Origin of the sequence: Chryseobacterium sp. 22543, assembly GCF_052044565.1 — a bacterium.
Classification (GTDB): Bacteria; Bacteroidota; Bacteroidia; order Flavobacteriales; family Weeksellaceae; genus Chryseobacterium.
Map to the genome: position 1 here is coordinate 12,342 of NZ_JBQENH010000004.1, position 24,397 is coordinate 36,738.

The following is a 24,397-nucleotide window of genomic DNA, read 5'->3' on the forward strand; positions in this document are numbered from 1 at the left end:
TTGATCAATTTTACATTGTAACCATCAGATTCTTCGCTATGCTCAGAATGACAATTGCCGTTATGGTTACACTGCCAAATTGATAGATGTTAGATTAAATATTATTTAGTTTCACTTACTCTTAAAATATCTCCGAATACTCCTCTGGCTGTTACCTGTGCACCTGCTCCTGCTCCCATGATAACGATAGGATTTTCACCATAGCTTTCTGTGTAAATTTCAAAGATTGAATCTGAACCTTTTAATTGTCCTAAAGCTGAAGTTGCCGGAACAGAAATCAATTTTACATCTAACTCACCTTTATCTTTCTGCAGATCACCATGCAAATCACCTACATATCTCAATACATGCCCAGGCGCCTGATTTTCTTTTATTTTCTGATACTCTTCGTCCAGTTCTTCAAGTCTTGAAAGGAATTCTGATTTTGAAACCTCAAGCAGACTTTCCGGAACCAGATTTTGAATATTGATATCTCCGAATTCATTAATTAAGTCTAATTCTCTCGCCAGAATCAATAATTTTCTTGCTACGTCATTTCCCGATAGGTCTTCTCTTGGATCCGGTTCTGTGTATCCTTTTTCCAAAGCTTCATTGATAATGGTTGAAAATTTATCGTCTCTTAAAGAAAAATTGTTGAAAACATAGCTTAATGTTCCGGAGAATACTCCTTTGATTCTGGTGATATTTTCTCCTGAAAGGTGTAATAATTTTATCGTATCAATTAATGGTAAACCTGCCCCCACATTGGTTTCATACAGATAACGTCTGTTGTTTTTATTCAACGTATATCTTAGTTTTCTGTATTCTTCAATCGGAAGGGTATTAAAAATCTTGTTTGAAGAAACCAGATCAAATCCGTTTTCTGCCAAAGCATGATAGTTTTTCACAAAATCCTTACTTGCCGTGTTATCAACAACGATAAGGTTCTCCAGCTGGTTTTCGTTGGAGAAATTAATCAGCTCCTGAACACTCGAAGGATGTTCTGCAGTCAAAACCTCATCGCTCCAATTCGCATCAAATCCTTTTTTGTTGAAAGCTATTTTCTTTGAATTGGCTACTGCAACAACTTTAAGATCTATTTTTTTACGTCTTTTTATTTCTTCTGAAGATTCCAATACCTGTTGTATCAGAGTTTTTCCTACATTTCCGTGACCTATAATTGCTAAATGAACTGTCTTTGGCTTTTTGAAAATTTCAGACTCGATGATATTTCTGGTTTTTTCATCCTGTGAAGAAGTTACTACGATGTTGACTCTGTTTTCTCCCGCAACCTGATTCAAAAGTAATGGGAAAACATTGTTTCTTGCCAGCTCAGCAAAGACTTTATTGAAATCTTCTGCTACAAAACCGATCACAGAAACATTATTGATACTATAGATCTGAGAAACTTTTCCAGATTTTCTTTCTGCTTCAAACTCATCAATAAGACAAGCAACTGCTTTTTCTGCATCAATTTCCTGAACCAAGATAGAAATTCCGTTTTCTATGGCCTGCTGGGAAATTACTCCTACACTGATACGCGCTAAGGTAAGCGCTTTAAAAATTCGTCCGTCAATCCCGATTTCTCCCAGGAAATCTTCTCCTTCAAATTTGATGATTGATCTGTTCTTCAAAAATTTTATTTCGTTAGCATTTTTCATTACTTCTGTAAAATGTTTTTAATGATATTATTTAATTGTTGATATTCCATTAAGAAGGCATCATGCCCGTGTATAGATTGGATCTCGTGGTAAGAAACATTCTTATTTTTCTCTTTTAAGTTTTCAAAACACATTCGGATTTCAGAAGCAGGAAAGAATAAGTCTGTATCTACGGAGATCATGTGCATTCGTGCCTGTATTTTATCCAATGATGGTTCATCAGCATTAATATTCATCAAGAGATGATTCATCAGTTTGTACGCTTTTAAACTAAATCTTTCGTTTAGTGCATTACCATGATAAACCAACCAGTCTTCTGATTCCAGACATTGTTTGTCCTGGTTATATTGGTTTTGAAATCTGTCATTGAGCGACTGTGGTGTTCTATAACACAGCATGGCATGAATTCTTGCTTTCTGTAATGGTTCTTCTTTATCATTCAATAAAAATTTCTGAACCAGACATTGTGCATGAAGCCAGTCGTGTGTTCTGTAATCACAGGCAATAGGAATAAATACTTCTGCAAGATCCGGCTGCTTGGCAAGCATTTCCCAGGCAATTCCTCCTCCCAGAGAGCCCCCAATAATGGCGTATAGATTTTTGATATGTAAAGCTTCAAGCCCTTTTAGAAATATCGCGGCGATATCTGAAGGCGTGAAATCTTCATAATCTTCAATTAAAAAATTGTCATAACCGTTTCCGGGTATATTGAAACACAGAACCGTATATTGATTGGTATCAACAATCTGATTTTCTCCTACCAATTGTTTCCACCAACCTTTTTCTCCGGATACATCTGAGTTTCCGGTAAGTGCATGATTGATTAAAACAATGGGTGCTGTAAACAGATCTTTCCCAAAAAGCTGATAGCTTAACGGGATATGGTATTCCTTTTGGGAATTGGTTTGATACGAAAGATTTATATAGTTTAGTTCTGTTTTCAATTCTATTATATTTTAATACAAATACAATTGAAAATGCCACAGGAAATGGCTGAAAAGAACTTCAGTAAGTTATCTGTCCAAAATACTTTGGTAGAACGTAGCACCTTCTTTGCTTGCGCAAAGGGTTGCTAAGGTTTCATAGGGTCTAATCCCTCAACCTTTCTTGATAACATTTTCAATATTTGAATGAACGAATGATGCAAAGGTAGTTCTTTTCTTTTAATTTCAAAAAAAAAATATTTTAATATTTAAAAAAGCCCTTAAATACAAGTATTTCAAAACTATATTAATAATTGTTCAGATGAAAAAAATTGGAATTATTTTTCAAAAAAACTAACTTCGTATGGAAAAATGATGAGATATGACCGCCGAAAAAGAAAGATTACAAGATACTAAATGGAAAAACTGGGGACCTTATGTAAGCAACCGACAGTGGGGAAATGTACGTGAAGATTACAGCTCAAACGGGAATGCCTGGGATTTTACCAATCATAATAATGCTGAAAGCTATGCTTACCGCTGGGGAGAAGAAGGCATCGCCGGAATTTCTGATGTAAAGCAACTTTTCTGTTTTGCTTTTTCATTCTGGAACAAGAAAGATAAAATGGTAAAAGAACGATTCTTCGGATTGAGTAACCCTCAGGGAAATCATGGTGAAGACATCAAAGAAATCTTTTATTACCTGGACAATACGCCTACCCACAGCTATATGAAAATGGTGTATAAATATCCGATTAATGAATTTCCTTACGATGATCTTGTTACAGAAAATGGAAAACGAAGCAAAAAGGAACCGGAATATGAGATTTTCGATACCGGAATTTTTGATAACGATGAATATTTTGATATTTTCATTGAATACTGTAAAGCCGATCACAACGATATCTTAGCCAGAGTCACCGTTTGTAATCGAAGCCAGCATGAGGCTCCTATTCTGGTAGCTCCCACAATCTGGTTCAGAAACAACTGGAAATGGGGATACAATACTTATAAAGGAGAGGTTAATGCGTCTCATGACGGAAGTATTAATATTGGTCATGACAGTATTTCGATCAAAAAGCTATATTCCCGAAACTCAAATGCACAGAGTGTATTTTGTGATAATGAAACCAATACTTCCAAACTTTACGGAGCTCCCAAAGCAGAGAATACTTATTTCAAAGATGGAATCAATAATTTTATTATTCATCAGGGAGATACTGTAAATCCTGAAAAAAGAGGAACAAAAGCTTCTTTTCTTATTGATGAAATTATTGATGCTGGGGAATCAAAAGTTTTTGAGTTCAGGTTGTCTCCTGACGAAATGGATGAACCTTTTGACAGTTTTGATCATATTTTCAATATCCGTCAAGCTGAAGCTGAAGAGTTTTATAACGATATTCAGAATGATACAGTAAATGAAGATGAAAGAAATGTTCAGCGACAGGCTTTTGCAGGGCTTCTTTGGAATAAACAGTTCTATCATTACAATATCGGAAAATGGTTGAAAGGAGATCCCAATTTTGAAGCTCCAAGAAATTTCAACGAATATGTAAGAAATACAGAATGGAATCATCTTCATAATAAGGATATCATTTCCATGCCTGATAAATGGGAGTATCCATGGTATGCTACGTGGGATCTGGCATTTCACTGCGTCCCTTTCTCCATTATAGATGCGGAATTCGCCAAAGGACAGCTTTTATTACTTACCAAAGAATGGTACATGCATCCTAACGGACAGCTTCCTGCTTATGAATGGAACATGAGCGATGTAAACCCGCCTGTACATGCCTGGTCTTGCTTCCGTGTTTTTAAGATTGATGAAAAAAACAATGGAAAGCCGGATTTATTATTTTTAGAAAAAGTCTTTCAGAAGTTGTTGCTGAATTTTACATGGTGGGTCAACAGAAAGGATAAAAATGGTAAAAATATTTTCGGAGGCGGCTTCCTTGGTCTAGATAATATTGGTGCTTTTGACCGGAATATGGAACTAAAGGACGGTCAGCATCTTGAGCAGGCAGACGGAACAAGCTGGATGGCGATGTATGCATTGAATATGATGCGTATTGCGATGGAACTTGCCCAATATTATCAGGTATATGAGGATATGGCGATCAAGTTTTTTGAACATTATCTTTATATCGCTGAAGCTATGGAAAACCTGGGTGAAGGAACAAAAGGCTTGTGGAATGAAGAAGACGGATTCTTCTATGATGTATTGCAGCTTGGAAACGGAGACAGTGTTTCTTTGAAATTAAGAAGTATTGTCGGCTTAATTCCTTTATTCGCAGTAGAAATTGTGGATCACAGGCTGTTGGAAAAGATGCCTAATTTCAAAACCAGAATGGAATGGATCCTAAAAAATAAGCCGGAACTCACCAAGCTCGTTTCTCATTGGGATGAGGAGGGACAAGGCAGAAAACATCTGATGAGTATTTTACGTAAAAACAGATTAACAAAGGTTCTTACAAGAATGCTTGATGAAAAAGAATTTCTAAGCTCTTACGGAATCCGTGCTATGTCTAAAGTATACGAAGAAAATCCTTTTGTATTCTCTGTGCATGGAGCCGAAAATATGGTATACTATACTCCTGCAGAAAGTGACAGCCGAATGTTTGGTGGAAACAGCAACTGGCGTGGGCCGATCTGGTTTCCTATCAATTTCCTGATTGTTGAAAGCCTGCAGCGTTTTCATTATTATTATGGAAACAGTCTTAAGGTAGAATTTCCAACAGGAAGCGGCGATAAAAGAAATCTTGATGAAGTCGCTCAGAATATCAGCAAAAGGCTCTGTTCAATATTTTTAAAGGATGAACATGGGCAAAGGGCTTTCAACGGAGGCAATCCAAAATTCAATTACGATGAGCATTTCAGAGATTATATCACCTTCTTTGAATATTTTCATGGTGATAACGGCCGTGGTGTAGGGGCTTCTCACCAGACAGGATGGACTGCCACTGTGGCGAAACTGATAAAACCAAGACTTACCTTTTAATCAGCAATGAGTAATAAATAATAAAAAAGCCGGATGAGTCATCCGGCTTTTTCTATTTTTAAATAAGAGATTAAATTTTTTCTCCGTTTACATAGACTTCATATCCGATTTCTACATTCGGTTCTAACGTTTTTGATACGGAACAGTATTTTTCAAAAGAAAGTTCTGCTGCCTTTAATGCTTTTTTAGGATCAATTTCTCCTTCTAAAAGGAACTTAACATTAATGGATTTAAAAGGTTTTGCTTCATCTACCTGTACTCTTTCTCCTTCTACTTCTGCCTGAAAACTTTTGATATCCTGACGCTGCTTCTTTAAAATAGAAACCACATCAATTCCGCTGCAGCCCGCGACTGCCATCAGTACACTTTCCATTGGAGAAACGCCTTTTGCTCCCGGCTGGGAAGTATTATCCAGAAGAATAGAATTTCCTTGTGCATTTGTACATTCAAATAAAAAATCGTCGTTTATTCTGTTAAGTGTAATTTTCATTATTTATTGCTTATTGCTTTTGCAAAGTTATAAAATTCCTCTCGCTTTTATCTCAAGATATTTATTGATAACATCGATATTCAAATTTTCCGGAAGTGTATATACGGTATAGATTCCATATTTGCGAAGTTCCTGGATGATCAGTTTCTTTTCAAACTCAAATTTCTCAGCAATGATCTCATCATAGATTTCCTGCATATTTTCAGGATTTTTGTTGATCAGCGTCTGCAATTCTGAATTTTTGAAGAATACAACTACCAGCAAATGGTTTTTTGCGATTCCACGTAGATATTTCAGCTGTCGGTTCAGTCCGTCCAATGTTTCAAAGTTGGTAAAAAGCAGAATTAAGCTTCTTTGATTGATAGAATATTTTACATCCTGATACAGGCGGTTGAAATCACTTTCAAAGAAATCTGTTTTAATATTATAAAGCGCTTCAGAGATTTTTTTCAGCTGCCCGGATTTATTATCGGCTGCAATTTTATTTTCAGCTTTCTTGGAAAAGGTCATCATACCGGCTCTGTCTCCCTTTCTCAAAATAATATGAGAAAGTGCCATTGTTGCATTGATGGAATAATCCAGCAAGCTTAATCCATTGAAAGGCATTTTCATGGTTCTTCCTTTATCAATCAGCATAAAAATACGCTGTGATTTTTCATCCTGAAACTGGTTTACCATCAAACGGTTGGTCTTGGAAGTAGCTTTCCAGTTGATCGTTCTGATATCATCTCCGGGAACATATTCTTTGATCTGCTCAAATTCCATCGTGTGTCCCAGCTTTCTGACTCTTTTGATTCCACCTAATAGAAATTCACTTTGAATGGCCATCAGCTCATATTTTCTGAGATGAATAAAGGATGGATAAGATGGCAGCATAGCATCCTTCTGAAAAATAAATCTTTTTGAAATTAAACCTAATGGTGAAGATGCGTAAATATTCAAACCTCCGAAATGATATTCTCCTCTTTCCTTAGGTTCTAATGAATATTGAAAGAATGTATTCGCTCCTGAAGCGATCTGTTTTTCGATTAAAAAATCTCTTTTCTGAAACTGAAAAGGAATTTCATCAATAATCTTAGTGGATATGGTAAAGCTATAATTATTTTTGATGTCAATTTTTACAAAATTCTCATCTCCGTTAGACAGTTTTTCCGGTAAAATTCTTTGAACCTGCAGCGCATTCTTTTGGTTAAAAAGCAACAGGAAATCTACCATTGCAGCCAGAAAACAAATCAGAAGCACGATATAGGCTGCCCACATCAGCACCGGAAAGAAAAATGCCAGAACATACAGAATCCCCACTCCGATGAGTGCAAAAAAGAAACGTGTATTGATGTATAAGTTTTTCATTGGTTAGGGTATAGGGATTAGGATTTAGAAAAAAGGGATTAGGGATTATTGCCCTGTCACCTATTATCTAATAACCTATCTCGGAATCTCTATTCCTTCTAAAATCTGGCGGATAATTTCATCTGCAGTAAGACCTTCCATTTCTCTTTCGGGAGATACGATGACTCTGTGTCTTAAAACAGCATAGCTTGCTTCTTTGATATCTTCAGGAGTCACAAAATCTCTTCCTCTCAGCGCTGCAAATGCTTTTGATGCTGTAAGAAGTGCTAATGAAGCTCTCGGTGAAGCTCCCAGATATAAGAATTGGTTTTCTCTTGTATTGATGATAATCTTAGCAATATATTCCATCAGCTGACTTTCCACAATGATTTCTTTTACCAGATTCTGGTAGTTTTTCAGCTGTACAGCTGTGATCACGCGGTTTACGCCTTCTGTTTTATCTTCTTTTTTACTTTCGTGCTGATTTTTAATGATCGCGATTTCCTGCTCAAGATTAGGATATCCTACATTGATTTTGAATAAAAAACGATCCAGCTGGGCTTCCGGAAGTCTGTACGTTCCCTCATGTTCTATAGGGTTTTGTGTAGCGATAACAAGAAAAGGTTCTTCCAAAATATAACGGGTACCATCCATGGTGATCTGTCTTTCTTCCATTACTTCAAATAATGCAGATTGTGTTTTTGCCGGCGATCTGTTGATCTCATCAATCAGGATGAAGTTGGAGAAGATAGGTCCTTTTTTAAATTCAAATTCTGAATTTTTCACATTGAATATGGATGTCCCCAAGATATCGGAAGGCATAAGATCCGGAGTAAACTGAATTCTGCTGAAACCTACGTCAATGGTTTTGGCTAATAATTTTGCGGTGATTGTCTTCGCCACTCCCGGAACTCCTTCAATCAAAACATGACCGTTTGAAAGTAACGCTGCCAAAAGATGTTCAATCATCTTCTCCTGCCCTACAATTACTTTTCCGATCTCAGATTTTACTTTCTCCAGGCTTGCACGAAGTTCGATCATATCTATTCTCGAATGAAACTGCTCTTCCTGCTTATTAAGGTCTATAGAGCTTTGGTTTTCTATATTAGGGTTATCAAAGTTTTCCATAATAAATTTTAATTTGCCGATCTAACAATGGCTGTCAATGTAATAATCAAATCTCTTCCTGGAAAAGTCATTATTAGCATTGGTACTTGTTACATCATTATATTGTTGTATTATTTAAATATTTCATCAAGGAGCTTATTGATCCTTGTAAGGTCTTCCTTCATTACGCTGGCGTAAGGGTCCTGAGCTTTTTTTACAAGCGTTATCGCTTCATTGATCATCTCTATGGTTTTCCCGGTTTTCAGCTGTAATTTTTTTGCAAATTCTTCATCTAAATTCTGGGTATCTATCAACAGATCCATCCTCACTTTGTTCAGAAAATACTGTGCCTTCTTGGCCATCATATCATGAAAATCACCTTCCTGAAGATACAGATTTCCAATACTTTTCACAAAATCCAGAGAAGTATTCCTTAGTGGCTCTGTTACCGGTACTATTCTCTGTTTTCTTTTCGCATTAAAGAAAATAAAAAGGACAAGTCCACCCAAAAGCACCCACCAGGCATACTTTAAAGCCGGATTTGACAATACAAATCTCATGAAGAAGCGTGATGCTGAACTTTTGTTGGATACAAACCAAATGGTTTCTCTATCTGGCAGATATGAAAACACATCCTGTGCATATTTTACGTTCCCAGGTTTCAGAAGATAATAATTGGTCAGAAAAAGAGGTTCAGTATGAGCGTAAATATATCCTTTTCCAAATTTCACTTTGATAAAGTTGGCCTGATCGTTATTCTTTTTTTCCACAGTTTTCCCCAGGACTTCAACTTTAGGTTTAATGAATGAAAATCCTCTTCCTGACGGAAATTTATCCAGCTTAACAAAATCATTCTGATATTTTTTGTCTGTAAGTTTCAGCACATTTTCCTCTTCAAAGGAGATTTCGGAATCATAATACCCGATACTGTCTGAAATTTCCTTCGGCATCCGAACCACCAGTAAAAATGCATCCGAACCTTCAGATACCTGAGTCAGGATTTTATTCCAGGACTCTTTGTCAAGATTATTTTCAATAACAATAATATTGTGAGGATCCTTTTTATGCTGACTGTAGTATTCGTAGGGAACCTGTTCAATCTTCTTCAGATTATTTTTAAACAGATCTTTAGCTTCATTATTAAAAACAAATAGTCCGAACGGAGACTTCTCATTGATGTCAAAATTCTTTCGCCAGTCTGTCGTTTCTTTTTTGTTAACTTCAAGCAATGCCAGAACAATCATCACAATGACGAAAATTACAGCATATGTTTTGAAAGTTTTATTCATGGTTACTATTGTTAAGGTTTAAATGCCTGATACTGATTTTTAAATTTCTGATAGCTTTCTTCTTCAATACTGAATTCTCCGTACCAGACATAATCAAAGATATAAGAAAGATTAGAGAAATCGTTTTTAAGATGGGGAGCTTTCAACTCTGCGGCATAATCTTTATTGGTTTTTTCCGGATTCCAGTTGATCAGCTTTTTATCACTCAGTTTTTTAAGAACAAACAGGAATTGGTAACGAACTGCTGACCGATAATCTCCCGCCATCTCAAATTTCGCGATACTTTCAGGAAAATTGATTTCATGGATATTCTCATGGAGTTCCTGAACGTTGATATCCAGTTTCTTATTCTTTTTACCAAAAATAAAATTCCCATCTTTCCCCATCAGATATTTAATAATGAAATAAAGCAGAAAACCTACAAGGATAATCGCAAACAGACGGATAAGAACAGTTGTAAATTCCCCCGACTTAGTCAATGTTGTTTCGCCAAAAATCCCCTGTATAATCTGATTGAGCTTCCGCATCAGTTTTTGAAAGAAAGATTCTCTTGGTTTTGATACTGAATAATCAAATTCACGTCCTTTATATCTTGACGGAATATTTTCTTTAAATGTTTTCGGATGAACCTCATTTTCTGACACTGGATTTTTCATCAGCACAGAATCTGCACGCAGCATATTTCTGTAATGCCCGGTTGTATATAATGAATCTACCAGATCATCATCAGGATTATCGTCCTGAGCCTGAACCAGCCCAAGAGAGAGAAAAAGGAGTAAGAAAAGGAAAATTTTATTCATTGATTCCAATCGTGTCTATTTCTGCAAGTTCTACTTTCTGGTGAAAATCTGTTCTGCTGTCATAATACATCAATCCAGCATTCACATACATCAGGTTTGAAAGAAAAAATGAAATCAGCATTGAAACTCCATAGAATACAAAAAACAAAATTCCGGCAGTTCCGGTAAAAGGGTTCTGCTCAAAATTTCCGTCCGGTGCAGACGTAAGAAGCGATCCGTAAAAGAATATCATCGGAATAAATGTAAATACAGATGTTATCATGTAAATAATAATAAACATCACAAACGCAGATCCCCAATATTTCCAGAACGGAGATTTCTCACTGCCATTCGGGTAAGAAAACTGTGACCGTAAAGCATAGCTCAAACTTCCCCAGAAACCTCTGTCCGAATTAAAATAATCATACATTAGAAATGTAGTGAAATTAAATATCGCTGGGTAAAGCAGCAGTATCAAAAACAGTCCGATAATAATAAAAATGAGGATATAAGAAAATCCTACGACAAACAATACCATCGGAGTGACAATAAAAATCATTCCAAGGCACAGCTTAGCTATTCTCCCTGCATTGCTTTTAAAATCACTCAGAATTTCATCCGCTTTTATCTTTTCTGAACCTTCTGCAATTCTTTTTAAATAGAAAACAGGATACAGGTAATTGACAATCATCAGGACCATGAAAAGCAGAAAAGTCAGTAATCCTACTGTAATCAGCATACCGGCATTATCCGAAAAATACTGTTCAAAATAAGATGTTTCTCCCCCAAGGTTGGATGCGAATACCTGCGAAAAGAGTTCTTTATACCCGAAGATTGCAACGGTTACCATTAAGATCAAAAGCAAGCCATTGATCAGAATATAGTTCTTAAAATAATTCTTCCCATATATTTTGAAGAAATTAAAACTATCGCTGATAAAGTTTCCAAAATCTCTTTTTTTATATAATTGTATCATGGATGTGTTTATTAGTTTTTTTATAGACAACAGACGGATATACAAAATAGTAGAATCCTATAATTGCCAGTGAGCCAAAAATAATGATCAGGTTCAGAAACAAAGGCATTTTCAAAGCATGTCTTGTAACATAACCTTCTATAATTCCTGCACAAATTGTGAAAGGAACAGTACTTAAAAATATTTTAAATGAATCTTTAAATCCTTTTTTAAAAGAGTTAAACCTTGAAAACGTTCTCGGAAATAAAATAGATGCACCCAGAATCAGGCCACACATCGCTTCTACCACCATGGCAAAGATCTCAAAAACTCCATGAAGCCATATTCCTCTTGCACTCTCTTTCAATGCTCCATAATCATAGAAAAAATACTGGAAAGCACCCAGCATCACACTATTGGAAAGCAATGCGAATAATGTTCCCACTCCGCCTGCAATTCCGTAAATATACAGTTTCGCTCCTACCTGGATATTATTAAAAATAATCCCGATGGTACTTCCCCATGTACTGCCACTCTGATAAACTCCTACCGCATTATTATGCTTAATATTTTCAATGGTTTCATTTACGTAACCTTCACCCAGAATAATATTTACAAAATCTTTATCATAAATGGCAGAAAGTACTCCTATTGAAGTAAATAAAATGAAAAAGAGAAAAGCATACATCAGATATCTCCTGTACTGATACATCAGCAACGGAACTTCAGTTTTGAAAAAATAAACCAGCCTGTTCTCCTCTACCCTTTTTGTTTTATAGATCTTCTGAAAAATCTGGGCAGACAGATGGTTCAGGTAAACAGTAGTGTTACTTTTGGGATAATAGGTCTGGGCAAAAGAAAGATCATTGATCAGGTTAATATACAATGAAGACAGGTCATCAGGATTTTTTTTAATTTTCCCTTGAATAACCTGTTCTATTCCCAACCATTTTTCTTTATTTTGTTTAATGAAATAAACTTCTCTCATAATTGTTAAGGCTAAAATAATAAAAAATATGTCTCAAATTGCGATAAATACCTCACAAAATGTAAATATTAATTTTAATATTGCAGGCGTAGGAGAAAGGATGCTTGCCTTCATTATTGATCTTCTGATCAGGATCGCTTATGTGGTGATTATCCTGTATTTGTTCTTCAATATTTTCGACTTAGGATATTTATTAAACGGCCTTGATGAATGGTCTATAAGAGCTGTATATCTTATCCTTACTTTTCCTATTTACATTTATCCGCTTGTATTGGAAAGCTTAATGGAAGGCCAGACACCCGGCAAAAGGCTGATGAAAATCAAAGTGGTAAAGATTGACGGCTATCAGGCCAGTTTCGCCGATTATATGATCCGCTGGGTTTTCAGAATTGTTGATGTTTCATTTGCTGGAGTTATAGGACTTATCTCTATGATTGTTTCTAAAAACAACCAGCGTTTGGGAGATATTGCTTCGGGAACCGCTGTCATTTCTCTGAAAAACAATATCAATATCTCGCATACAATCCTGGAGAATATCCACCAAGATTACATTCCTTCTTTTCCACAAGTCATTGCTTTGAGCGATAATGATATGAGAATCATCAAAGATAATTATACCAAAGCGTTGAAAGTAGATGACCGCCAGATCATCAGTAAGCTGTCTGAGAAAATTAAAAGTATTCTAAAACTGGAAATAGACACTTCTAAAATGACGGAAAGACAGTTTATCAATGTGATTATTAAAGATTATAACTACTACACGGGAAAAGATAATTAATCAGGCCAATAGTGCAGGTTGCTCCGCAAGTGAATTGTCAATTTAAAAATATTGAGAATTTGATTGCGGAATTCATTACTTATTACTCATACCAGCAAGGTCGGTGCAATTTTTGTATCTTTAATCGTAAAGTTCAGCATTATGAAATTTGAAAACAATAAATCCGGAAACGGCGGAGTTCTTACCCTCAATAACGAAATAAAAGAAGTAGGCAGGCTTACCTATACTATTTTCCCTGAAGATCATAAATTCATTATCTCTTTTGTATTGGTACATCCCGAATTTGAAGGCCGAGGAATGGGAAAATTCTTAGTAGAAGAAGCCATCAAATTTGCCCGAGAAAACAACTGGAAAGTATATCCACACTGTTCCTATGCAAGATCTGTGATGATGAGAATGAGTGATGTGGACGATATTTTTTTAAAGAATTAAAACCTCATTGAGCAGAATATCTTCAATATCATCCGGGTAATCTACTTTCAGATGATGATCAGAAGCTACCCATTCCATAATTTCCTGAAGATTTAAAACCTTGGAATTGGGTATTCCCATTTTGTCAAGGGCACATGCATTACATTCCTGTTCATACTGATTGTGGATAGGAATAACAAATAGTTTTTTATCCATAAACAATGCTTCTGCAGGAGATTCAAAACCTGCGTTACACAAAATTCCGTCACAGCCTTCAAAATACTTCAGGTATTGCATTTCATCAATAGGAAATACTTCCACATTTTTTACTTTAACCTGTACTTTGCTGTATTTTGAAAATACTTTCCATTCCACAGGAATTTTTCTTAAAACCTTGATGATATTTTCATCTGCAAAACTTGGAAGATATACAAGATAATATCCCTGTTTATAAGGATTAAGGTTTCTTATTTTTCTTCTGATCACAGGCTTTTTGATCTGAGGATGATAGTTTTCAAAATGAAATCCTATTTTCCTTTCACTGGGAACATAGTATTTTAAAATCATTTCTCCCAGAAAATCCTTTTTCTTTGGCTTTGGTGTTTCCGGAAAACTCATAGAAGCCTGATGGCTCAGTTCTATCATCGGAAGCTTTTTCAATTTGGAAGCCCAGCCCGTTAAAGGTTCATAATCATTAATTATTAAATCATATTGTGAGAGCTCCAATTCTCGTATTGTTTTGGCCGCTTCAAGGAATTTATTTTCTGTAAACGTTTTTCGGTAGGATAAACCGCCTGTTTTGTTATAAAGGAGGGAAATACCCTTATATTGGAAATTAATGTCAAAATCAGCCTTTAATTGCGATTGGTGTCCACTGATCAACGTATCAACGGATGCATATTTTTTGAGAATAGGAATAATTTCCTGTGCTCTGGCAATGTGACCGTTTCCAGTACCCTGGAATGCGTACAAAATCTTCATTTAGGAAAAGTTGGTTACAATTTTTAAAAGAGCAGAATTATCCATTTCCTGAATTTCTTCTACTTCATCATCTTTCAGCAAATGTTTATGCTCGTCATAATAAAAAATTGACCATTCTTTATTATTGTATTCCAAGGCAGAGAGATTTTCAATCCAATCCCCGGAATTCAAATAAGTACAGGATCCTTTTTTATTAACAACCTCACGGATCTGTGGCTGGTGGATATGTCCGCAAACTACATAATCATAATTATTGTCAATAGCCAGCTCAGAAGCTGTAAGTTCAAAATCACCAATATATTTTACCGCTTTTTTCACATTGTTTTTGATCTTTTTCGAAAATGAATATTTCTCTTTACCCATTTTTTCTAAGAACCAATTTACAACATTATTGATAATAATCAGGAGGTCGTAGCCTTTTCCGCCAAGTTTGGCGATCCATTTTGAGTGCTGGACGGATGCATCGAAAACATCACCGTGAAATATCCAGGTCTTTTTCTGATCAATATTCAGGCAGATTTTATTGCAGACTTTAAGTTTTCCAAGTTCAAAATCTGTGAACTTTCGAAACATTTCATCATGATTACCCGTGATATAATAGACATCTGTGTTCTTGGTTGCCAATGAAAGAATCTTTCTGATTACTTTCAAATGAGGTTTAGGGAAGTAAGACTTTTTAAACTGCCAGATATCAATAATATCACCGTTCAAAACTAAAGTTTTAGGCTGGATAGAATTGAGATATCTCAACAATTCTTTAGCCTTACATCCATAAGTTCCCAAATGAACATCCGATATAACAACTAATTCAACGTTTCTTTTCATAGTTTTGTACAAAGAAACTAATTGAACGTTAACTGTATATGAATGCTATATTATTTTTTATAAAGAGTCCATCAGCTCTTCTGTGATTTCCATATTGTGGTAAACGTTTTGAACGTCATCATCATCTTCGAAACGCTCAAGCATTTTCATGTTAGCTTTGAACTGTTCTGCATTTACTTCTTTTGTATTATTTGGAATTCTTTGAAGTTCTGCACTCTTCGCTTCAATACCAAGCTCATCTAATTTGTGAGATAAAGAACCGAAATCTTCAAAAGCAGTTGTGATCATTACTTCTTCTTCATCTTTTTCTACATCTTCTGCTCCGCCATCAATCATTTCCATTTCAAAATCATCCCAATCCATTTTGATCTGAGCCAAATCAAGCGTGAAAATTCCTTTTCTATCGAAAATAAATGCCAATTCACCATTTTTCCCGAGGTTACCATCAAACTTGTTAAAAATAGCTCTCACGTTCGCTACAGTTCTTGTTGTATTGTTTGTAGTACATTCTACAAAAAAAGCAACACCACCTTGCCCGTATCCTTCATACGTAATTTCTTCATAGTTCTCTGCATCGGCACCGCTTGCTTTCTTAATCGCACGTTCTACGTTGTCCTTAGGCATGTTTGCCCCTTTCGCATTCTGGATACATCTTCTCAAGGCCGGATTCGCTTCCGGATCTGTTCCACCAGCTTTTACAGCTAATGCGATGTCTTTACCTATTTTAGAGAATGTTTTGGCCATTTTATCCCATCTGGCCATTTTAGAAGCTTTTCTATATTCAAATGCTCTTCCCATTTTAATTTTTAAATTTCCAACAAAATTACTCAAAAGTCAACAAAAAAAAAATACCTCCAAAAAATTTGGAGGTATTCATTATTTAGAAAAATTAATTATTTTTTCTTTTTAGCTGCAGCTTTTTTCTTAGCTGGAGCTTTTTTAGCTTTTTTCACTACAGTCTTCTTCTCTACAACTTCTAGATCAGATTTCTTAAGTGCATCCCAAGCAGCACCGTTGATAGCCTCAACAACTACTTTTCTGTCAACAATTCTTTCAGCATCAGAAGCTTTTTCAGAAACAGTAGCGTCTCTTTCACCAACTCCTACAGATTTTAACTGATTACCACTAACACCTCTAGCTTCTAGAGCACCTACTACTGAAGCAGCTCTTTGTCTAGAAAGTTTCAAGTTGTATGCATCAGCACCTTTCTTATCTGTGTGACCAGTTACTAAGAAAGTACCATCGTTAGATTGCTTAATGATTGTTGCAGCTTGATCTAATTTACCGCTAGATTCAGGTCTGATTGTAGCTTTATTGAAATCAAATAAGATATCTTTAAGAGCACCTGTAGCTTCTTTAGCGATAACATCTTTTGGCTTAGGACATCCGTTGTATTCAGGAAGACCTGGAACAGTAGGACAAGCATCATCTTTATCTAAGATACCGTCACCGTCTGTATCTGGCCAAGGGCATCCGTTGTTTTCAGCAGGACCTGCTACTGTAGGACAAGCGTCATCTTTGTCGATTACACCATCACCGTCAGTATCTGGCCAAGGGCATCCGTTGTTTTCAACTGGACCTGCCACTTCTGGACATTGATCGTCTTTATCTGGAACTCCGTCACCGTCAGTATCAGGACATCCTTGGAATTCTGGTAGACCTGGAGTATCTGGACAAAGATCATCTTTATCTAGGATACCATCCTTATCTCTATCTCTGTTTCCGAATCTGAATAAGATAGAAGCAGAAGCTTGCCAGAAGTTAGCCACTGTAGAGTGGTCACCTGGAGTTGATACATAATCTCCTTGAACACCAAGACCGAAGTTCTTAGTTACCCAGAAGTTAGCACCAGCACCTGTAGCTACAGTAAAGTGGTTAGCTTTACCATTCTCATTACCGTCTTTTCCGTTAGTAATGTTTTCGATTGGATTACCATTAGCGTCAACAGAAGTTCTTGGGAAAGTAAGAGCAGTATAGTCATGTCTTAAGTAGTTAGCACCAACTCTTAAATATGGATCAAACCAAGATTCTTCGTTCCATAAAAGACCTGCAGCGTGAGCCTGGAAACCAAGACCTGTCATTAGGAAAAATTCTTTCCCCATGTTGAATCTTTTGTTTTCAACATTCCCAACAGAAGTCTGCCAGTCAATTACTAAACCTTTACCAACATTTCTAGCAACTGTTAACTTAGATAATGGAGGTGTAATAGAGAAGTTGTTCACATTGAACATGTTCTTTGTCAAATTGTTAGCAGAGAACGTATTACTGAAAGTACCTCTCGCTGCTACGTGGTTTTCTGCATGAGCACCAACTCCGATTAACCACGGATTGTTGGTAGTCTGTGCGAAAACAGTAGAGGCAACAGTAAGCGCCAATGCTGAAATTCCTAATTTTAGATTTTTCATAGAATTAAATGATTAAATAATTGATAATGCAAAATAAATATAATTTTTCTTTATATACAAAGTTTTTCAAATGATTTTTAACTTTTCTTTAATATTCTGTCCAGGTTCCGTTTGTTTTCTCTATCTTTTATCGCCTCTCTTTTATCGAAAAGTTTTTTCCCTCTACCCAGCGCTATCAGAACCTTTGCTTTACCTCGGTCAGTGATATATAATTTTAAAGGTATTATGGTGTTCCCAGCATCCTTTAACTTTTTTTCAAGTTTTTGTAATTCTTTTTTGTGCAAGAGCAATTTCCGTTCCCTTTTTGTTTTATGATTGTAAAAAGTTCCCAATTTATACTCATCAATCATCATGTTAATGATGTACAATTCCCCATCAATAAACTGACAGAAGGATTCTGTGATAGATGCTTTGGATGAACGTAAAGATTTTATTTCGGTACCCGTCAAAACCATCCCTGCTTCATATTCTTCAAGAATTTCATATTCAAAACGGGCTCTTCTATTTAATATACTAACTGTTTTCTCAATCTTCATCATTTTAAAATTTCGTTAATGAAATATATAAAAAATACCATACAATTAAAAACTTGACTATTATATTATTACAATATACCCAAATTCTTTTCGTATTTTTGCGCCAAATTTACAAAACTATATGTTAACAGTATCTAACTTATCTTTACAATTCGGGAAAAGAGTTCTTTTTGACGAGGTAAATATTATGTTTACCAAAGGAAACTGCTACGGGATCATCGGAGCAAACGGTGCGGGAAAGTCTACATTCCTTAAAATATTAACAGGAAAGCAGGATCCTACAACAGGACATGTATCTCTGGAACCAGGGAAAAGAATGTCAGTTTTGGAGCAGGATCACTTTGCTTATGATCAGTATACTGTTCTTGAAGCAGTTTTGAGAGGTAACAAGAAATTATTTGAGATAAAAGAGGAAATGGATGCGTTATACGCAAAAGAAGATTTCTCTGATGAAGACGGAATAAAAGCTGGTGAACTAGGTGTAATCTATGATGAAATGGGAGGTTGGACTGCAGAATCTGATGCACAGACAATGCTTTCAAACGTTGGAGTAAAAGATGATATGCATTGGCAGGTGATGAGCGAACTTGAGAACAAAGACAAAGTGAAGGTTCTTTTGGCTCAGGCTCTTTTCGGAAATCCGGATGTGTTGATTCTGGATGAACCTACCAATGACCTTGACATTGATACCATCTCATGGCTGGAAGATTTCCTTGCAGATTATGAAAATACAGTAATCGTTGTATCTCACGACCGTCACTTCTTAGATACGGTTTGTACGCACATCGGTGACTTGGATTATGCTAAACTTAACCTTTACACAGGTAACTACTCGTTCTGGTATCAGGCTTCTCAATTGGCAACAAGACAGAGAGCTCAAGCCAATAAGAAAGCTGAGGAAAAGAAAAAAGAACTTCAGGACTTCATTGCCAGATTCAGCTCAAACGTTGCTAAAGCAAAGCAGGCTACAGCAAGAAAGAAAATGATCGACAAATTAAACATTGACGATATTAAACCATCTTCAAGAAGATATCCAGCTATTATTTTCGAAATGGAAAGAGAAGTGGGAGATCAGATTTTAGATGTAAAAGGTCTTGAAAAAACAAAAGACGGAGAATTATTATTCTCAAACATTGATTTAAACCTTAAAAAAGGGGACAAAGTTGCTATTCTTTCAAAAAACTCTTTAGCTATCACAGAATTTTTCGAAATTTTAGCAGGAAATATTGAGGCAGACAAAGGAACTGTTGCTTGGGGAGTTACAACAAACCAATCTCAAATGCCTTTAGACAACACTAAATTCTTCCAGGAAGATATCAGCTTGGTTGATTGGTTGAGACAATTCACTAAAAATGATGAAGAGCGTCACGAAGAATTCATGAGAGGATTCCTTGGAAGAATGCTTTTCTCAGGTGATGAAGCTTTAAAATCTTGTAAAGTACTTTCAGGAGGTGAAAAAATGAGATGTATGTTCAGCAGAATGATGCTTCAGAAAGCAAACGTTCTTTTATTAGATGAACCTACCAACCACTTAGACCTTGAAAGTATTACCACTTTGAACAACTCTTTATCTAACTTCAAAGGAAATCTTTTACTGGCATCTCATGACCACGAAATGCTTTCAACAGTCTGTAACAGAATCATTGAACTGACTCCTAACGGAATCATCGACAGAGAAATGACTTATGACGAATACCTTGCTGATAAAAAGGTAAAAGAATTAAGAGAAAAAATGTATTCTTAATCGAACAACATTAAAATTTATATAAAAAAACCTCAAGGCAGTGCTTTGAGGTTTTTTGTTAGAAATATATAATCAATTATTTCGTAAGTTTTGCAGTAGGCAAAGTTACCGTTCCCGGGTCTTTCCACATCCCGTCTTTTTCTGCTCTCTTTTTAATAGACTCTGCCCTTTTATTACTGTCAGGATGAGAATTGAACATTTTCTCAAAATTACTTTGTGTACTTCCTTCTGAAAGCAGCGCTAATTTTTTGAAAGCCGTATAAGCTCCCACAACATCATATTTATTAGCTTTCATAAAGTCGTATGAGTAGGTATCTGCTTCTGATTCCTGTTTTTTACTGTGCGAAGCATCCAAAAATGCATTAGCCATCTTTCCTACCTGGCTCTCATTAAGAGTAGCTACTGCAGAAGAAGCTGATGATGCTGCATCTAATGCCGCTGCTTTCAGATAAGCAGATTTCATTGCATCTTTTGTATCCTGATTTTTCACGTGCCCTATTTCATGCCCGATAACGGCAAGCAATTCATTGTCTGTCATGATATCCATCAGAGAAGAGAACACACGTACGCTTCCGTCTGCACAGGCAAATGCATTGATATCTTTTACTTTATAAACTTTATAATTCAAATTCAGACCGTCCTGAGATTTGTGTTTTCCAAACAATTTGTTCAATCTCACGGTATACGGATCTTTAGGTCCTGCTACGGTATTATTTTTATCCATCCAGTCTACTGATTCTTTGGATAATTTAACCGCATCTTCGTTCGTAAATGTCAATGCTTTTGCACCATTTGAAACCATTCCGGCAGCTTTCCCGAGGTTGATTTTTTGTGCATTGATAGAATGCATAGCCCCTAATAAGATAAGGCATAGAGTAATTTTTTTCATAATCATTTAAAATTTGGAGCACGAAGATAGCCTTTTTTTAAACAATTATTAAATTAAAAGAGTAATCTCAATTTTTTTAATTTTAAAAGAAAAATGAAGACCATTTACCTTTTTACTATATTTTTCTTTTCTCTATTCACAGGGCAGGAAAAAACAAGATATAATATGCCTGATTATGAAGATGTAATGATGACCTCTACTACTTATAATCTACCCTTTAATGTCAACTTCACATCATCAACTTACCCCAAAAATTTAAAAAGGCTTGAGCAAAAAAGTAATGGAGAATACCTTAATATTTTAGAATATGATAAAAATGGAAATTTGATTTATAAATATTATCGACAATATGTAAGTGAAAACTGGAATGGAAAATACCTGACTATTATTGAAAGAAATATTTACAATGATAAAAACCAGCCGGTTAAAACCCTTATTCTGCACTCCAATACCGGAGCAAGTTTAAATGAATATCACTATGATTCTGCAGGAAATATAATCCTTGTGAACAGCACCGGAATAGCCATCACGGGCAACAATGAAAACCAATGGGAATATATTGAAAACTTACGAAGGACCGAAGATTTCGACAAGGATAAAAACATTCTGAAGCTGAATAATAAAAAGAATAAAAGTTCCTATGTTTTTGAATATGATTTTAATAAAAAACTAGTAAAAGCATTGTCTAAGGATCAGCCTTCGGATTATAATTATATTATATATCAATTTAATACCTCAAATCAGTTAATATCAAAGACTGTTTTTGATCAAGGTAAAATTTATTATAACAATTCTTATTTCATTGATTATAAAGACAATAAAAAAATAACAAAAGAATATGACGAGGAAAAGAATCTAACTCAGACAACAGTGGAATATCCTGAAAATAAATTTACTCTTATTGAAACAGCAAATACTGAATATAAATTTGACCAGAAAAGAAAATACTTTGGAAAAACACTGATTTTTGATGATAGCTTTACTCAGGATAACAATGAAAAGACATTGGAAAAATTTGATTTGGATGAGTACAATGTTCCCGTAAAGATGGTTTCAGAAAAGAATGGAAAGATAGATTCTACTCTTATTTTCATCAACAAGTATGAGTTTTATTAAGCGATATCCTGCTCATTTTTAAAATCTAATTTGCTGATTTTTAAAGAGGCTTTTAGAACTTTTTTCCTTATTTTTGTGAAATGAGTCAAAAATGGATTTATAAGCCTGAACCCGATGAGGAAGTTGTGGACAGACTAAGTTCGTCACTTGGTTTTGGTACTTTTGAATCTAAAATCCTCGTTTTAAGAGGGATTGACAACTATCAAAAGGCCAGAGAATTCTTCAAACCGAACTTTAACGATATACATAATCCGTTTTTAATGGCAGATATGCAAAAAGCTGTAGAGCGTATTGCAACGGCTATTGAAAATGGCGAAAAAATATTGGTATATGGTGACTATGATGTGGATGGAACCACTGCAGTTGCTTTGATGTACCTTTATCTCAGCAAAATTGTTGAGAAAAAATATTTAGACTATTATATTCCGGACAGAAATTCTGAAGGATATGGAATTTCTACTGAAGGAATTGATTTTGCCAAAGAAAATGGTTTTTCATTAATCATCGCTCTGGATTGTGGAATAAAAGCGCTTGATATGATCAGCTATGCCAGTAACCTGGATATAGATTTTATTATCTGCGACCATCACCTTCCGGGTGAAGAAATTCCTGATGCTGCGGCTGTACTTGACCCTAAAAGAAATGACTGCCGATATCCCTTCAAAGAACTTTCAGGATGCGGTGTTGGCTTTAAACTTTGCCAGGGATTAAATACAATTTATAAATTACCGGAAGCAGAATTATTTGAACTGACTGATCTTCTGGCCATTTCTATTGCAGCTGATATTGTTTCCATGACAGGAGAAAACAGAGTACTGGCTAAAATGGGACTAAAAATTCTTAGAAAGACCAGAAATCTGGGACTAAGACTGTTGATTCCTGAGGATAAACTTTCTCATTTTGAAATTTCCAATATTGTTTTTGAAATAGCTCCTAAAATAAATGCAGCCGGAAGGATCTCTCATGGCAAAGCGGCCGTAGAACTTATGGTTTCCGACAATCTGAAACATGCCAATCAGATTGTGAGTGATATCATGAACCTTAACGATGAACGAAGAGAACTGGATATGAATTCCACTCTTTCGGCATTAAACCAAATTATAGAGTCTCAGCAAGAAACAAAACATACAACAATCGTTTATCATCCTGAATGGAATAAAGGAGTGATTGGTATTGTAGCTTCCAGGCTTATTGAAACTTATTATAAACCCACACTGGTATTTACTGATGGTAACAATGGGGAAATGGTAGCTTCTGCGAGATCTGTTTCTGATTTTGATGTGCATGAAGCTCTTGATATGTGTTCGGAATATTTCCTTAAGTTTGGAGGCCATCACGCAGCTGCCGGACTTTCTATGGAAAAAGACAAGTTTGATGCTTTCAAGGAAAGGTTTGAAAAAATTGTTTCTGAAAAAATCAAAGACCATCAAAAAGAACCTTCCATTGCCATTGATACTGAGATTACAATTGATGAAATCAACAGAGAGTTTATCAATTTCCACAGAAAACTGGCTCCATTTGGACCTCACAATATGAAACCTATTTTTACATTGACGGATCAGAAACTGTCTGGTTATGTAAAAACAATGGGAAAAGATAATAATCACCTGAAGTTTTATATCAAGCAGGAATCCACAGGACGAAACATTGAATGTGTAGGCTTCAAACTAGGACCATTTGTTGAAGATTTTAAAAATAAAAATTTCGACCTTGCTTTTACCCTTGAAGAAAACCACTGGAAAGGCAACGTCACTCATTATCTAAATATTAAGGATGTGAAGTTTAGGGATTGAGAATAGGGATTAGGATTTAGCAATAAGGGAATAGGGAAATGCATATGGGAAATTATAAGGAATTAATCGTCTGGCAAAAATCTGTAGATCTCGTTACAGAAATCTATACAGTAACAACAGCTTTTCCAAAAGAAGAACTGTATGGGCTTACAAGTCAGATCCGCAGATCCTCAATTTCAATTCCATCTAATATTGCTGAAGGTCACTCCAGAAGATCTACTAGTGACTATCTTCAGTTTTTGAAAATTGCAAGAGGCAGCAGTGCTGAATTGGAAACCAATTGATTATTTCAAAAAATTTAAATTATTTGAATCCTGAAAATTTTCAAATTTTAATCGAAAAAACATCCGAAATATCAAAAATGCTGAATGTAGTAATTACAAAACTTCAAACTCCCTAAGACCTAATTCCTGCAACCTAA

The 24,397-nt window shown here is 35.5% G+C and carries 22 protein-coding genes and 1 riboswitch; of the genes, 7 read left to right on the forward strand and 15 right to left on the reverse strand.

Features of this window, described 5'->3' with window-relative positions:
- Nucleotides 1–101: 101 nt before the first annotated feature.
- Nucleotides 102–1,640 (reverse strand): ACT domain-containing protein, encoded by a 1,539-nt coding sequence (locus tag ACTJIP_RS14475; protein ID WP_077413645.1) that lies wholly within the window; start codon nt 1,638–1,640, stop codon nt 102–104.
- A complete protein-coding gene (locus tag ACTJIP_RS14480) occupies nt 1,640–2,584 on the reverse strand; it encodes an alpha/beta fold hydrolase (protein ID WP_077413644.1) in 945 nt (314 codons plus the stop codon). Before ACTJIP_RS14480 ends, ACTJIP_RS14475 begins: the two co-directional genes overlap by 1 nt.
- Nucleotides 2,585–2,650: 66 nt before the next feature.
- A riboswitch (SAM riboswitch) is annotated at nt 2,651–2,757 on the reverse strand.
- Nucleotides 2,758–2,945: 188 nt separating this feature from the next.
- Here ACTJIP_RS14480 and ACTJIP_RS14485 point away from each other — a divergent pair.
- On the forward strand, nt 2,946–5,561 hold the full coding sequence (locus ACTJIP_RS14485) for an MGH1-like glycoside hydrolase domain-containing protein (protein WP_440704779.1): 2,616 nt from the start codon (nt 2,946–2,948) through the stop codon (nt 5,559–5,561).
- A gap of 70 nt (nt 5,562–5,631) precedes the next feature.
- On the opposite strand, the gene ACTJIP_RS14490 is transcribed toward ACTJIP_RS14485, so the two are convergent.
- From ACTJIP_RS14490 to ACTJIP_RS14520, 7 genes are all read right to left on the reverse strand, one after another.
- On the reverse strand, nt 5,632–6,051 hold the full coding sequence (locus ACTJIP_RS14490; protein WP_077413642.1) for an OsmC family protein: 420 nt from the start codon (nt 6,049–6,051) through the stop codon (nt 5,632–5,634).
- A gap of 27 nt (nt 6,052–6,078) precedes the next feature.
- A complete protein-coding gene (locus tag ACTJIP_RS14495) occupies nt 6,079–7,401 on the reverse strand; it encodes a DUF58 domain-containing protein (RefSeq protein ID WP_440704780.1) in 1,323 nt (440 codons plus the stop codon).
- Nucleotides 7,402–7,476: 75 nt separating this feature from the next.
- Nucleotides 7,477–8,508 (reverse strand): AAA family ATPase, encoded by a 1,032-nt coding sequence (locus ACTJIP_RS14500; protein WP_077413640.1) that lies wholly within the window; start codon nt 8,506–8,508, stop codon nt 7,477–7,479.
- 110 nt (nt 8,509–8,618) lie between these two features.
- Nucleotides 8,619–9,776: a hypothetical protein gene (locus tag ACTJIP_RS14505; RefSeq protein WP_077413639.1), complete on the reverse strand. Its 1,158-nt coding sequence runs from the start codon at nt 9,774–9,776 to the stop codon at nt 8,619–8,621.
- 11 nt (nt 9,777–9,787) lie between these two features.
- Nucleotides 9,788–10,576, reverse strand: coding sequence for a DUF4129 domain-containing protein (locus ACTJIP_RS14510; protein ID WP_180565072.1), 789 nt, complete (start codon nt 10,574–10,576; stop codon nt 9,788–9,790).
- On the reverse strand, nt 10,569–11,531 hold the full coding sequence (locus ACTJIP_RS14515; RefSeq protein ID WP_428169249.1) for a DUF4013 domain-containing protein: 963 nt from the start codon (nt 11,529–11,531) through the stop codon (nt 10,569–10,571). The genes ACTJIP_RS14510 and ACTJIP_RS14515 overlap by 8 nt, the downstream gene beginning before the upstream one ends.
- On the reverse strand, nt 11,515–12,498 hold the full coding sequence (locus tag ACTJIP_RS14520) for a stage II sporulation protein M (RefSeq protein ID WP_077413636.1): 984 nt from the start codon (nt 12,496–12,498) through the stop codon (nt 11,515–11,517). Before ACTJIP_RS14520 ends, ACTJIP_RS14515 begins: the two co-directional genes overlap by 17 nt.
- A 28-nt stretch (nt 12,499–12,526) precedes the next feature.
- On the opposite strand from ACTJIP_RS14520, the gene ACTJIP_RS14525 reads away from it, so the two are divergent.
- Together ACTJIP_RS14525 and ACTJIP_RS14530 are read left to right on the forward strand one after the other, a co-directional pair.
- Entirely contained in the window at nt 12,527–13,276 is a 750-nt protein-coding gene (locus ACTJIP_RS14525) for an RDD family protein (protein ID WP_077413635.1), read from the forward strand.
- Between the two features lie 141 nt (nt 13,277–13,417).
- Entirely contained in the window at nt 13,418–13,708 is a 291-nt protein-coding gene (locus ACTJIP_RS14530; protein ID WP_089692650.1) for a GNAT family N-acetyltransferase, read from the forward strand.
- Here the strand turns inward: ACTJIP_RS14530 and ACTJIP_RS14535 are convergent.
- The 5 genes from ACTJIP_RS14535 to smpB form a co-directional block, all read right to left on the reverse strand.
- Nucleotides 13,697–14,668 carry a glycosyltransferase family protein gene (locus ACTJIP_RS14535; RefSeq protein WP_180565070.1) on the reverse strand — a complete coding sequence of 324 codons (972 nt, stop codon included), beginning with the start codon at nt 14,666–14,668 and terminating at the stop codon, nt 13,697–13,699. The two genes, ACTJIP_RS14530 and ACTJIP_RS14535, sit on opposite strands and share 12 nt — an antisense overlap.
- Entirely contained in the window at nt 14,669–15,493 is an 825-nt protein-coding gene (locus ACTJIP_RS14540; protein WP_047380663.1) for a UDP-2,3-diacylglucosamine diphosphatase, read from the reverse strand.
- Nucleotides 15,494–15,550: 57 nt separating this feature from the next.
- Nucleotides 15,551–16,291, reverse strand: a complete 741-nt coding sequence (locus tag ACTJIP_RS14545; RefSeq protein WP_047376616.1) for a YebC/PmpR family DNA-binding transcriptional regulator — start codon at nt 16,289–16,291, stop codon at nt 15,551–15,553.
- A 95-nt stretch (nt 16,292–16,386) separates the two neighbouring features.
- Nucleotides 16,387–17,898: an OmpA family protein gene (locus ACTJIP_RS14550; RefSeq protein WP_077413631.1), complete on the reverse strand. Its 1,512-nt coding sequence runs from the start codon at nt 17,896–17,898 to the stop codon at nt 16,387–16,389.
- Between the two features lie 77 nt (nt 17,899–17,975).
- Nucleotides 17,976–18,434 carry an SsrA-binding protein SmpB gene (gene smpB, locus ACTJIP_RS14555; RefSeq protein ID WP_045501613.1) on the reverse strand — a complete coding sequence of 153 codons (459 nt, stop codon included), beginning with the start codon at nt 18,432–18,434 and terminating at the stop codon, nt 17,976–17,978.
- 121 nt (nt 18,435–18,555) lie between these two features.
- On the opposite strand from smpB, the gene ACTJIP_RS14560 reads away from it, so the two are divergent.
- Nucleotides 18,556–20,178, forward strand: coding sequence for an ABC-F family ATP-binding cassette domain-containing protein (locus ACTJIP_RS14560; protein ID WP_077413630.1), 1,623 nt, complete (start codon nt 18,556–18,558; stop codon nt 20,176–20,178).
- A gap of 76 nt (nt 20,179–20,254) precedes the next feature.
- On the opposite strand, the gene ACTJIP_RS14565 is transcribed toward ACTJIP_RS14560, so the two are convergent.
- Nucleotides 20,255–21,067 (reverse strand): M48 family metallopeptidase, encoded by an 813-nt coding sequence (locus ACTJIP_RS14565; protein ID WP_440704781.1) that lies wholly within the window; start codon nt 21,065–21,067, stop codon nt 20,255–20,257.
- A gap of 93 nt (nt 21,068–21,160) precedes the next feature.
- On the opposite strand from ACTJIP_RS14565, the gene ACTJIP_RS14570 reads away from it, so the two are divergent.
- The 3 genes from ACTJIP_RS14570 to ACTJIP_RS14580 all read left to right on the forward strand — a co-directional run bounded on the left by ACTJIP_RS14570 (nt 21,161) and on the right by ACTJIP_RS14580 (nt 24,260).
- Nucleotides 21,161–22,183: a hypothetical protein gene (locus ACTJIP_RS14570; protein ID WP_440704782.1), complete on the forward strand. Its 1,023-nt coding sequence runs from the start codon at nt 21,161–21,163 to the stop codon at nt 22,181–22,183.
- Between the two features lie 80 nt (nt 22,184–22,263).
- A complete protein-coding gene (recJ, locus tag ACTJIP_RS14575; RefSeq protein WP_077413628.1) occupies nt 22,264–23,976 on the forward strand; it encodes a single-stranded-DNA-specific exonuclease RecJ in 1,713 nt (570 codons plus the stop codon).
- A gap of 44 nt (nt 23,977–24,020) precedes the next feature.
- On the forward strand, nt 24,021–24,260 hold the full coding sequence (locus tag ACTJIP_RS14580) for a four helix bundle protein (RefSeq protein ID WP_317043591.1): 240 nt from the start codon (nt 24,021–24,023) through the stop codon (nt 24,258–24,260).
- Nucleotides 24,261–24,397: the final 137 nt, after the last annotated feature.